This is a genomic window from Streptomyces sp. NPDC051105 (assembly GCF_040682795.1).
Classification (GTDB): Bacteria; Actinomycetota; Actinomycetes; order Streptomycetales; family Streptomycetaceae; genus Streptomyces.
The window spans coordinates 26561-37873 of record NZ_JBFBBR010000004.1 but is presented as its reverse complement, the minus strand read 5'-3'; the positions used below and the strand labels follow the sequence as shown (position 1 = coordinate 37873).

11 protein-coding genes and 1 riboswitch are annotated in these 11313 nt (G+C 69.0%); of the genes, 8 read left to right on the top strand and 3 right to left on the bottom strand.

What is annotated here, in order from left to right:
• Positions 1 to 94: 94 nt before the first annotated feature.
• The gene (locus AB0N16_RS10980) at positions 95 to 1357 is read left to right on the top strand and encodes an Ig-like domain-containing protein (protein ID WP_365795300.1); all 1263 of its coding nucleotides are present in this window, start codon (positions 95 to 97) and stop codon (positions 1355 to 1357) included.
• Between the two features lie 123 nt (positions 1358 to 1480).
• Here the strand turns inward: AB0N16_RS10980 and AB0N16_RS10975 are convergent, their stop codons facing one another.
• Positions 1481 to 1882: a hypothetical protein gene (locus tag AB0N16_RS10975; RefSeq protein WP_365795298.1), complete on the bottom strand. Its 402-nt coding sequence runs from the start codon at positions 1880 to 1882 to the stop codon at positions 1481 to 1483.
• A gap of 178 nt (positions 1883 to 2060) precedes the next feature.
• Between AB0N16_RS10975 and AB0N16_RS10970 the strand changes: the two genes are divergently transcribed.
• The 7 genes from AB0N16_RS10970 (at position 2061) to AB0N16_RS10940 (ending at position 10179) form a co-directional block, all read left to right on the top strand.
• The gene (locus AB0N16_RS10970) at positions 2061 to 2681 is read left to right on the top strand and encodes a heme-copper oxidase subunit III (protein ID WP_351695412.1); all 621 of its coding nucleotides are present in this window, start codon (positions 2061 to 2063) and stop codon (positions 2679 to 2681) included.
• Between the two features lie 77 nt (positions 2682 to 2758).
• On the top strand, positions 2759 to 3571 hold the full coding sequence (locus tag AB0N16_RS10965) for a cytochrome c (RefSeq protein WP_365795296.1): 813 nt from the start codon (positions 2759 to 2761) through the stop codon (positions 3569 to 3571).
• Positions 3568 to 4626, top strand: a complete 1059-nt coding sequence (locus tag AB0N16_RS10960; RefSeq protein WP_365795294.1) for a Rieske 2Fe-2S domain-containing protein — start codon at positions 3568 to 3570, stop codon at positions 4624 to 4626. The genes AB0N16_RS10965 and AB0N16_RS10960 overlap by 4 nt, the downstream gene beginning before the upstream one ends.
• Positions 4623 to 6260 (top strand): cytochrome bc complex cytochrome b subunit, encoded by a 1638-nt coding sequence (locus AB0N16_RS10955; protein WP_365795292.1) that lies wholly within the window; start codon positions 4623 to 4625, stop codon positions 6258 to 6260. The genes AB0N16_RS10960 and AB0N16_RS10955 overlap by 4 nt, the downstream gene beginning before the upstream one ends.
• A 132-nt stretch (positions 6261 to 6392) precedes the next feature.
• Positions 6393 to 7457: an anthranilate phosphoribosyltransferase gene (gene trpD, locus AB0N16_RS10950; RefSeq protein ID WP_365795290.1), complete on the top strand. Its 1065-nt coding sequence runs from the start codon at positions 6393 to 6395 to the stop codon at positions 7455 to 7457.
• A gap of 273 nt (positions 7458 to 7730) precedes the next feature.
• Positions 7731 to 7847: riboswitch (SAM riboswitch) on the top strand.
• Between the two features lie 160 nt (positions 7848 to 8007).
• A complete protein-coding gene (locus AB0N16_RS10945; RefSeq protein WP_365795288.1) occupies positions 8008 to 9372 on the top strand; it encodes an aminotransferase class V-fold PLP-dependent enzyme in 1365 nt (454 codons plus the stop codon).
• Positions 9373 to 9513: 141 nt separating this feature from the next.
• Complete coding sequence (locus AB0N16_RS10940; protein WP_365795286.1) at positions 9514 to 10179, top strand: hypothetical protein; 666 nt, start codon at positions 9514 to 9516, stop codon at positions 10177 to 10179.
• A 38-nt stretch (positions 10180 to 10217) separates the two neighbouring features.
• Here AB0N16_RS10940 and AB0N16_RS10935 read toward each other — a convergent pair whose 3' ends face one another.
• Positions 10218 to 10499, bottom strand: coding sequence for an Lrp/AsnC ligand binding domain-containing protein (locus tag AB0N16_RS10935; RefSeq protein ID WP_365795284.1), 282 nt, complete (start codon positions 10497 to 10499; stop codon positions 10218 to 10220).
• On the bottom strand, positions 10496 to 11230 hold the full coding sequence (locus AB0N16_RS10930; RefSeq protein ID WP_365795282.1) for a rhomboid family intramembrane serine protease: 735 nt from the start codon (positions 11228 to 11230) through the stop codon (positions 10496 to 10498). The genes AB0N16_RS10935 and AB0N16_RS10930 overlap by 4 nt, the downstream gene beginning before the upstream one ends.
• Positions 11231 to 11313: the final 83 nt, after the last annotated feature.

Sequence of the window (11313 nt, the reverse complement as noted above, 5' to 3'; positions counted from 1 at the left end):
GCTTTTGCGGCAGCTCCCGCCTTCGGCGCCGTACCGGTCCCCCGTCCGGAGTACCTGGCGTGCCGGTCCGGAAAACCTCTCATAGCGTGATCATATGAGTCACTCTCCGTGCGCCCGTACCGTCGTCAGCTGCACCCTGCTGGTGACCGCCCTCGGCGCGGGCGTCACCGCCTGCGGATCGGACGGCAACCCGCTGTCGGGCAAGCCGTACGACGCCGCGGACCAGGTCTCCTTCAACACCCCTACCGGCGCCGGGAAGCGGGCCGACCCCGACAAGCCGCTGGAGGTCGTCGCCAAGAGCGACGAGGACCGGATCACGGACGTCACGGCCGAGGACGCCACCGGTCGCCATGTGGCGGGCGAACTCGACGCCGACGGCCGTCGCTGGCACAGCACCTCCCCGCTGGCCGCCAACGCCCACTACACGGTCCAGGTCAGCACCGAGGACGAGGACGGCGCGCCCGGCCGCAAGGTCCTCACCTTCGACACCAGCATGCCCACCACCCAGCAGCGGCTGAAGGTCACCTTCGGCCCCAAGGCGGGCGAGTACGGCGTCGGCCAGCCCGTCACCGCCCAACTCGACCACCCGGTCAAGGACAAGGCCCAGCGCGCCGTCGTGGAGCGCGCCCTCAGGGTCGACTCCATCCCCGCCGTCGACGGGGCCTGGTACTGGGTGAGCGACAAGGAACTCCACTACCGGCCCAAGGACTACTGGCCGGCCCACGCCACCCTCCAGGTGCACAGCAACCTGGAAGGCGTCAAGATCAGCGACCGTCTGTGGGGCGGCGCGGCCAAGCCCCTGAAGCTCACCATCGGTGACAAGCTCCTCGCCGTCACGGACGCCGCCGCCCACCAGATGACGGTGTACAAGAACGACAAGGAGATCAACCAGATCCCCATCACCACCGGCAAGCCGGGCTTCGAGACCCGCAACGGCGTCAAGGTCGTACTGGAGAAGCAGTACTTCGTACGCATGCGCGGCTCCACGGTCGGCATCGCCGAGGGCACCTCGGACTCGTACGACCTTCCGGTCTACTACGCCACCCGGGTGACCTGGTCGGGCGAGTACGTCCACGCCGCACCCTGGTCGGTGGGCTCGCAGGGGTACGCGAACGTCAGCCACGGCTGCACCGGCATGAACACCTCGAACGCCGAGTGGTTCTTCGACACCTTCCACCCGGGTGACCTGGTGAAGGTCGTCAACTCCAACGGCGAGGAGATGGAGCACTTCGGCAACGGCTTCGGTGACTGGAACCTCGCCTGGAAGGACTGGCGCAACGGCAGCGCCCTCATCAACGGCACCCCGGACGGCCCGAAGCCCCAGGACGCGGCGAGAGTGCAGCCGGCCGCCCTGTGAAACGCCCTCAAGGGCGGCTGACTCAGGGGCGCGGGGCCGTGTCCGGCATGCGGTTACCGCCGCGTGGGCGCGAACGGCCCCCACCGGCCCGCAGTCGCGCACCGCACCGCGCCCCGCCCTCTCCTAGGCGCTCTGCAGCCTCCGCTGCCGCAGCAGAGACGCCAGCGCCGAGGCGAACTCCACCGGATCCACCGGCAGCGTCACAGCCGCGTCCGCCCGGCTCCACGTGGCCAGCCACGCGTCCTGCGGCCGCCCGATCAGCAGCAGCACCGGCGGGCAGTTGAACACCTCGTCCTTGATCTGCCGGCACAGCCCCATGCCTCCCAGCGGCACGGCCTCGCCGTCCAGCACGCACACGTCGACGCCGCCCTTGTCCAGCTCGGTGACGACCGCCTGAGGCGTCGCGCACTCCACGAACTCGACGAACGGCACGTCGGGAGCCGGCCGCCGGCCCGCGGCCAGCCGTACCTGCTCGCGGGTGTTGGAATCGTCGCTGTAGACCAGCACCGTGGCGGTCGGCTGCATTGTTCCTCCGAGACGTCAGCGTCGTACGGACAGGACCGATGGGCCGGATGCTACTCCCCCGGACACCTCGTCAACACCTCTTGGAACACCGCTTCGATGGGCCATCCGGGCAGTACACACGGTGCGGACACCCCGAACGGCACCCCCCGGAGTGAGCGCGAGATAAGCGACCGACATAATGTCGGTCGTGGCGACAGCAACGACAGTAGAAACCGGGCACGCGCACCCGTCGGTCAATCGGCCGAACCTCACCAGCGTCGGAACCATCATCTGGCTGAGTTCCGAGCTGATGTTCTTCGCGGCCCTCTTCGCGATGTACTTCACCCTGCGATCGGTGACCGGTCCGGATCACTGGAAGGAGATGGCGAGCCATCTCAACATTCCGTTCTCCGCGACCAACACCACGATCCTGGTGCTCTCCTCCCTCACCTGCCAGCTCGGCGTGTTCGCCGCCGAGCGCGGGGACGTGAAGAAGCTCCGGGGCTGGTTCATCGTCACCTTCGTGATGGGCGCGATCTTCATCGGCGGTCAGATCTACGAGTACACCAGCCTGGTGAAGGAGGACGGGATCTCGCTCTCCTCCGACCCGTACGGCTCGGTGTTCTACCTGACCACCGGGTTCCACGGCATGCACGTGACGGGCGGCCTCATCGCCTTCCTGTTCGTCCTCGGCCGCACCTACGCGGCGAAGCGCTTCACGCACGAGCAGGCGACCGCGGCCATCGTCGTGTCCTACTACTGGCACTTCGTCGATGTCGTCTGGATCGGCCTTTTCGCCACGATCTACCTGATCAAGTAGCCGGGCCGGCTCCACGCGCTGCAGAAGCGCACAACCCAGAAGCATCGACGCAGAAGATCCTGACACCGGGGTAATCCGTGAAAAAGCTCTCCGCACGACGACGCCATCCGCTGGCGGCGGTCGTCGTCCTACTCTTTGCGCTGGCGGCCACTGGGGGGCTGTACGCCACGCTCGCGCCCGCGGGCCGGGCGCAGGCCGATGAGACCTCCCAGTCCCTGACCATTGAGGAGGGCAAGAAGCTCTACTCGGTCGGCTGTGCCAGCTGCCACGGCACCCGCGGTCAGGGTTCGTCCGACGGCCCCAGCCTGGTCGGCGTGGGCGCCGCGGCCGTGGACTTCCAGGTCGGCACCGGCCGTATGCCGGCCGCCACCTCGCAGGGCCCGCAGGTCGTCAAGAAGAAGAACATCTACACCCAGGCCCAGATCGACCAGCTCGCGGCGTACATCGCCTCGCTGGGCGCCGGTCCCGAGGTGCCCACCAAGGAGCAGTACGGCCCGGGCGGTGCCGACATCGCCGCGGGCGGTGAGCTCTTCCGCACCAACTGCGCGCAGTGCCACAACTTCGTGGGTGCGGGTGGCGCGCTGACCAAGGGCAAGTTCGCGCCGAGCCTGGAAGGTGTCGACCCGAAGCACATCTACGAGGCCATGCAGACGGGCCCGCAGAACATGCCGTCCTTCCCCGACACCACGCTGTCGGAGAAGAACAAGAAGGACATCATCGCGTACCTCGACGCGGTCAACAGCCCCAAGACGGTGAACCCCGGCGGTCTCAACCTGGGCGGCCTCGGGCCGGTCAGTGAGGGTCTGTTCGCGTGGATCTTCGGTCTCGGCGCCCTGATCGCGGTCGCCGTCTGGGTCGCCGCTCGGACCGCAAAGGCCAAGAAGTCATGAGTAGCCAAGAGATTCCAGAAGAGAACCTGCCCGCTGAGCAGGGCCACGCGCACGGCGCCGTGGACATCGCGGACGAGAAGGACCCGTTCGCGGACCCCGGTCTGCCGCCTCACGAGCACCGGATCCAGGACATCGACGAGCGGGCCGCCAAGCGGTCCGAGCGCGTCGTGGCCCTGCTGTTCACGGTGTCGATGCTGGCCACCGTCGGCTTCATCGCCTCCTATGTGACGATCCCGAAAGACAAGTCGATCTTCGTCTTCCCGATCGGTCACATCAGCGCGCTGAACTTCGCGCTGGGTCTGACCCTCGGTGTGGCGCTGTTCTGCATCGGCGCGGGCGCGGTCCACTGGGCCCGCACCCTGATGTCCGACGTGGAGGTCGCCGACGAGCGGCACGCCATCTCGGCCCCGCCGGAGGTCAAGGCCAAGGTCCTGGCCGACTTCAAGCAGGGCGCGAAGGAGTCGGCGCTCGGCCGGCGCAAGCTGATCCGCAACACCATGTTCGGCGCGCTGACCCTGGTCCCGCTCTCCGGTGTGGTGCTGCTGCGCGACCTCGGCCCGCTGCCCGGCACCTCGCTGCGCCACACGGCGTGGTCGAAGGGCAAGCTGCTCGTCAACATGAACACCAACGAGCCGCTGCGTCCCTCCGACGTCGCCGTCGGCTCGCTGACCTTCGCCAAGCCCGAGGGCGTCGAGGAGTCCCAGGAGGACTTCCAGAACGTGATGGCGAAGGCCGCCCTGATGATCATCCGGCTGCAGCCGGACAACATCAAGGACAAGCGCGAGCTGGAGTGGTCCCACGAGGGCATCGTGGCCTACTCGAAGATCTGCACCCACGTGGGCTGCCCGATCTCGCTGTACGAGCAGCAGACCCACCACGTGCTCTGCCCGTGCCACCAGTCCACCTTCGACCTCTCCGACGGTGCCCGAGTGATCTTCGGCCCGGCCGGTCACGCCCTGCCGCAGCTGCGCATCGGTGTGAGCGAGGAGGGCTACCTCCAGGCGCTCGGCGACTTCGAGGAGCCCGTCGGTCCTGCTTTCTGGGAGCGCGGATGAGCACTACAGAGAACACAGAGTCCCGCGAACGCGGGAAGGCACCGGCCGGCGAGCGCGTCGCCGACTGGGCCGACGGACGGCTCGGGATCTACTCCCTGGCCAAGTCCAACATGCGCAAGATCTTCCCCGACCACTGGTCGTTCATGTTGGGCGAAGTGTGCATGTACAGCTTCATCATCATCATCCTGACGGGTGTGTATCTGACGCTGTTCTTCCACCCGTCGATGAACGAGGTGGCGTACCACGGCAGCTACGTCCCGCTCCAGGGACAGCTGATGTCCGAGGCGTTCAACTCGACCCTGCACATCTCCTTCGACGTGCGCGGTGGCCTGCTCATCCGGCAGATCCACCACTGGGCCGCGCTGATCTTCCTCGCCGGCATGTTCGTGCACATGATGCGCGTGTTCTTCACCGGCGCGTTCCGCAAGCCGCGTGAGATCAACTGGCTGTTCGGCTTCCTGCTGTTCGTCCTGGGCATGTTCACCGGCTTCACCGGTTACTCGCTCCCGGACGACCTGCTCTCCGGCACCGGTGTCCGCTTCACCGAGGGCGCCATCCTGTCGATGCCGATCGTCGGCACGTACATCTCGTACTTCCTCTTCGGCGGCGAGTTCCCCGGCCACGACTTCGTGGGGCGGTTCTACTCGATCCACATCCTGCTGCTGCCGGGCATCATGCTCGGCCTGATGGTGGGCCACCTGATCCTGGTCTTCTACCACAAGCACACGCAGTTCGCGGGTCCCGGAAAGTCCGAGAAGAACGTCGTCGGCATGCCGCTGCTGCCGGTCTACATGGCCAAGGCCGGAGGCTTCTTCTTCCTGGTCTTCGGTGTCATCGCGGCCATCGCGGCGACCACCCAGATCAACCCGATCTGGGCCATGGGCCCCTACCGTCCGGACCAGGTGTCCACCGGCGCCCAGCCCGACTGGTACATGGGCTTCGCCGAGGGTCTGATCCGTTACATGCCGGGCTGGGAGATCAACTTCTGGGGCCACACCCTGGTCCTGGGCGTCTTCATCCCGCTGGTCCTGTTCGGTCTGGTGCTGGGCGTGATCGCGGTCTACCCGTTCATCGAGTCCTGGGTCACCGGCGACAAGAGCGAGCACCACATCCTGGACCGCCCGCGCAACGCCCCGACCCGCACCGCCTTCGGTGTCGCCTGGGTGACGGTGTACATGGTGGGCCTGGTCGGTGGTGGCAACGACCTCTTCGCCACCCACTTCCACCTGTCGATCAACGACGTGACCTGGTTCGTCCGGATCTTCTTCTTCGCCGGACCGGTGATCGCGTTCATCGTCACCAAGCGGATCTGCCTCGGCCTGCAGCGCCGGGACCGCGAGAAGGTGCTGCACGGCCGCGAGACCGGCATCATCAAGCGGCTGCCGCACGGTGAGTTCATCGAGGTGCACGAGCCGCTCAGCCAGGAGCAGCTGCACACCCTCACGGCCCACCACCAGTACGAGCCGGCCCAGGTCGGCGCGGCGGTGGACGAGAACGGTGTCGAGCGCAAGATCAAGGGGTCCGAGAAGCTCCGCGCCAAGCTGAGCAGCGCCTACTACGGCGAGGACAACCAGATCCCGAAGCCCACCGTCGAGGAGTACAAGGAGATCACGAGCGGCCACGGCCACCACTGATCGACCGCGTCGCCACGCCACGGTCGAAGGGCCCCCGTCCGACGTACGGACGGGGGCCCTTCGCCGTGTCCCGGGCTGGATAGGGTAAGCCGTGAAACCTTCATTTCGTGTACGACGAGCAGGAGCGGCCTTATGAGCGCTGTGACCCCCGCTGGAGGCGACACCGCGGCGGGCTGTTCCTGGCCCGAGGTACTGAACGCGTTGCTGTACGGCCAGGACCAGAGCGCCGACGCGACGGCCTGGGCGATGGACCAGATCATGCGCGGCCAGGCGACGGACGCGCAGATCGCCGGGTTCGTGGTGGCCCTCAGGGCCAAGGGGGAGACCGTCGAGGAGATCAACGGTCTCGTCCGCACGATGTACGAGCACGCCAACGTCATCGAGGTACCGGGCCGCACGGTCGACATCGTCGGCACCGGCGGTGACGGCGCCAAGACGGTGAACATCTCCACGATGTCGGCGCTGGTGGTGGCCGGCACCGGGGCGAAGGTCGTCAAGCACGGCAACCGGGCGGCGTCCTCCGCGTCCGGCGCCTCGGACGTGCTGGAGAAGCTCGGCGTCAACCTCGACCTGACCCCGCAGCGGGTCGCCGAGGTCGCCGAGGAGGCCGGCATCACCTTCTGCTTCGCCGTCAAGTTCCACCCGGCGCTGCGCCATGTGGGCGCGGCCCGCGGCCAGTTGGGCATCCGCACGGTGTTCAACATCCTCGGGCCGCTGACCAACCCCGCGCAGGTGCGGGCCCAGGCGGTCGGCGTCGCGGACCCGCGCATGGCACCGGTCGTCGCGGGCGTCTTCGCGGAGCGCGGCAACTCCTCCCTGGTCTTCCGCGGCGACGACGGCCTCGACGAGCTGACGACCACCGCCACGTCCCACGTCTGGATCGTCCGCGACGGCAAGGTCACCGAGGAGACCTTCGACCCCCGTGACGTCGGCATCGACCTGGTCCCCGTGGAGGCGCTGCGCGGCGGCGACCCGTCGTACAACGCGGAGGTCGCCCGCCGCCTCCTGGACGGTGAGCCGGGCCCGGTACGCGAGGCGGTCCTGCTGAACTCGGCGGCGGCCCTGGTGGCCCTGGACCCCGGCACGGGGACGCTGGCCGAACAGCTCCGGACGGGCATGGACAAGGCGGCGGAGTCCATCGACTCGGGCGCGGCCAAGCGGGCGCTGGAGCGCTGGGCGGCGGCGACGAACAGGTAGGGGCCGCGGTCGGCGGGCTGAGGCGCGGTACGGCACCTCGCCCACTGCCTCAAGGGCGTGGGGGGACCCCCAGCTGCGCCGTCGTGGCTGCTCGCCGTTGCGGCGGAGAGGAAGGTGGGCGGCGGTGCTCCCCCTTGCCGGCCTTCCGCCGCAACGGCGGGCGACCGCACACGGTCCTCCCGGCGGTGCCGGAGCGGCTTCGGACCCTGGCGGTGTTCCGTCATCCGGACAGGAGTTGCGCGTCGGCGATCACTTCACTTAGGTTTCTTTCCAGGTCATGAGTGACAGTCATGAGGCCCCGGCCGACTGTCCGGCAACCCTCCGTCCGTGGCGGGGTGCCCCGGGTGAAGACCAGGTCGTAGGCAGCGAGGTCTACGGCAAGCGCGGACCCCTCGTACGCCAGGGGTCCTGGTCGTCGAGGGAGCCTTCTGTGAGCAAGCGAATGCGATAGGGCGTCGAGCCCCGCCTCCGCGTACCCCTTTCACCTTTCCCGTGCCGTCGACGTACCGTCCGGCCCGGCGATTTCGCTTACCCCTCACAGGAGTTCGCCATGTCTGTCGCCACCGCTGCCGCCGCCCAGTCCGTTTGTGCCCGGCTGCCCGTTCTGGGCCGGGATGTCACCGTCCCGCTCGTCACCGGCGGCGAGGTCACCTACGCCGCCCTCGACTACGCGGCCAGCGCCCCCGCCCTCCAGCGGGTCTGGGACGACGTGGCGGCGTACGCCCCCTACTACGGGAGCGTCCACCGCGGCGCCGGCTACCTCTCCCAGCTGTCGACCGACCTCTTCGAGAACGCCCGGAAGACCGTCGCCGAGTTCCTCGACTGCCGCTCCGACGACCAGCTGATCTTCACCCGCTCCACCACCGACTCCCTCAACCTGCTCGCCGCCGCCGTCCCCGCCGACTGCCAGGTCTTCGTCTTCGAGACCGAGCACCACGCGAGCCTGCTCCCCTGGAAGGACGCCCGGGTCACCTACCTCAACGCGCCCCGCACCCCGCGGCAGGCCGTCGAGACCCTGGAACGCGCCCTCGCCGAGCGCGACCCCCACGGCCCGGCCCTGGTCTGCGTCACCGGCGCGTCCAACGTCACGGGCGAGCTGTGGCCGGTCCGCGAGCTGGCCGCCGCCGCGCACGCGCACGGCGCCCGGATCGTCCTGGACGCCGCCCAGCTGGCCCCGCACCATCCCGTGTCCGTCCGGGACCTGGACGTCGACTGGGTCGCCTTCTCCGGCCACAAGCTGTACGCCCCCTTCGGCTCCGGCGTCCTGGCCGGCCGCGCCGACTGGCTGCAGGCCGCCGAGCCCTACCTCGCGGGCGGCGGCGCGAGCCGCAAGGTCACCCGGCGGGAGGACGGGGGAGTGGCCGTGGAGTGGCACGAGAGCGCCGCGCGCCACGAGGCGGGCTCGCCCAACGTCATCGGCGCCTACTCCATCGCCTCCGCCTGCAAGGCACTCACCGAGGCCGGCTTCGACACGCTGGTCGCCCGCGAGCGGCACCTGATCGAGAAGGTGCGGGCGGGGCTGGCCGAGGTCCCCGAGGTCCGGGTCCTCTCCCTCTTCGGCGACGACGCCCCCCGCGTCGGCGTGATCAGCTTCGTGGTGGACGGCTGGAACAGCTCCCACTTCGCCGCCGCCCTCTCCGCCGAGTACGGCATCGGCGTCCGCGACGGCCTCTTCTGCGCCCACCCGCTGGTCAGGACCCTGCTGGGCTCCGACCCGCAGACCCAGGGCGAGTGCGGGGCGCCGGAGGCGGCACCGGGCGAGAAGTCCCTCAACGCCATCCGGGTGAGCTTCGGGGCGGGCACGCCGGACGAGCACGTGGAGCGCTTCGTCGACGCGGTGCGGGAACTGGTGACCGACGGCGCGAAGTGGTCGTACCGCACGGAGGACGGCCGCTGTGTCCCGGCGGTGAGCTGACCCACCCGCAGGGGTGCCGGCAGGACCACCCCCCGATCCGGTGTCCAGGCCCAGCGACGAGAAGCGTCGTGAACGCCAGGATTCATGTAGTCGGCAACGGGCCGACGGGGAATCCGACACAGGGAACCGGGGGGCACACCCATGAACGAAACCGTCGCGAGGCGCCTGACGGGCCTCGCCTCCCTCACCGCGGCGGCCGCCTTCATCGTCGAGGTACCGCTGTACTTCGTCTACTCCGGTCCGCCGCCGGACTCGAACGTCCTGGCCAGGCTGCTGGTCGGGATCGTCGGGCTGGCGTTCGTGGTCGTGTTCGTGACGGCCTTCCGTGAACTGGTCAAGCGGGTCGACCCGGCCAGTGAATGGATCGGCTCGATGGCCCAGGCGACCGGACTGGTGTACGCGACGATCACGCTGGTCTCCAGCGGACTGGAAGGCGGCGCGGTCATCGCCGCGGACCGTCCGATCGACCCGACCATCGCGGTCAGCGGCACCTACATCCTGTATGGGTCGATCAGCCGCCTGATGCTCGCCCTCTTCCTGGCCGCGGTGGGTCACGGGATCTCCCGTACCCGCCTGCTGCCACGCTGGACCGCCCGGTCCGCCTACGTCCTGGCAGGAGTCAACCTGGCCTTCGTGCCGTCCGTGTTCTTCGGCGACGACCCCGCGCACTTCTACGCGGCGAACGGCTGGGGCACCACCGCCCTGATGGGAGCGATCCTCAGCTACTGGCTGCTCGCCGTGGGCGTCTCGGCCTGCCGCAGTGCCGGACGCCGTGCGCCCGTCGGCTCACCGGCCCTGCGGCACTGACGCCGCCCGGCCTGGCCTGGACAGCCGAACCGCTCGGTTCAGCTGTCCAGGCCGATGGCGAAGGCCGCCTCCAGGTCGTGCTGGGAGTACGTGCGGAACGCGACGTGCGTGTCCGTGCCCTCCACGCCGGGGATCTTGCTGATGGAGCCGGGGATGACCTCGGCGAGGTCCTCGTGCTGCTTCACCCGGACCATGGCGATCAGGTCGTAGGTACCGGTGACGGAGAAGACCTCGCTGACGCTGTCCAGCGCGGCGATCTGTTCCGCGATCTCGGGGATCCGGTCCACGCTGGTCTTGATGAGGACGATCGCGGTGATCACGGCTGGTTCTCTCCCTCGGGTGCCGGAGCTGGGGCGGCCTTCACTTTAGTCCCACGGCCGTACCGCACCCACGCGTAGCCGAGGCCGAGTCCGAAGCCGACCAGGTGGGCGAGGTAGGCCACGCCGGGGCCGGAGGGGGCCTGGTCCAGGGCGAGCCACTGCAGGGCGGCCCAGAAGGGCAGCACCACCCAGGCCGGCAACCGGAGCGGAAGGAAGAAGAGGAACGGCAGAAGACTGGTCACGCGGGCGCTGGGGAACAGGTACAGGAACGCTCCGAGGACTGCCGAGATCGCCCCGGACGCCCCCACCAGCGACTGCTGGGACGTGGCGTTGGCGGCCGCGTAGCCGAGCAGTGCGAGGTAGCCGCAGCCGATGTAGAAGAGCGTGAACTCCACGCGGCCCATCCGCTCCTCGGCCATCGCCCCGAAGACGAAGAGGAAGAGCATGTTGCCGAGCAGGTGCACCCAGCTGCCGTGGATGAACAGCGCCGTGGCCGGGGTGAGCACCTCCCGCGCCGGACCGTCGAACAGGTCGGCGGGCACCACCCCCCAGCGCCGGAAGTACGCGCGCTGGGCGGCCGCCAGGGCGTCCCCGGTGCCGTAGGACGGGGTGAAGCCGGACGCCGGGCCGAGCACGAAGATCAGGCAGCAGACGGCGATCAGGGTGTACGTCATGGGCGCCGACGTGCCCCGCAGGGTCCGGACGGCCGTCGTGTTCCAGTTGCCGATCATGGACATAGAGCATGGCGTAATGGGATGCACTGGTGCAGATCGCCTCGCCGCCGCGGACAGGGCGGCGTCGAGTACTCGCCAGG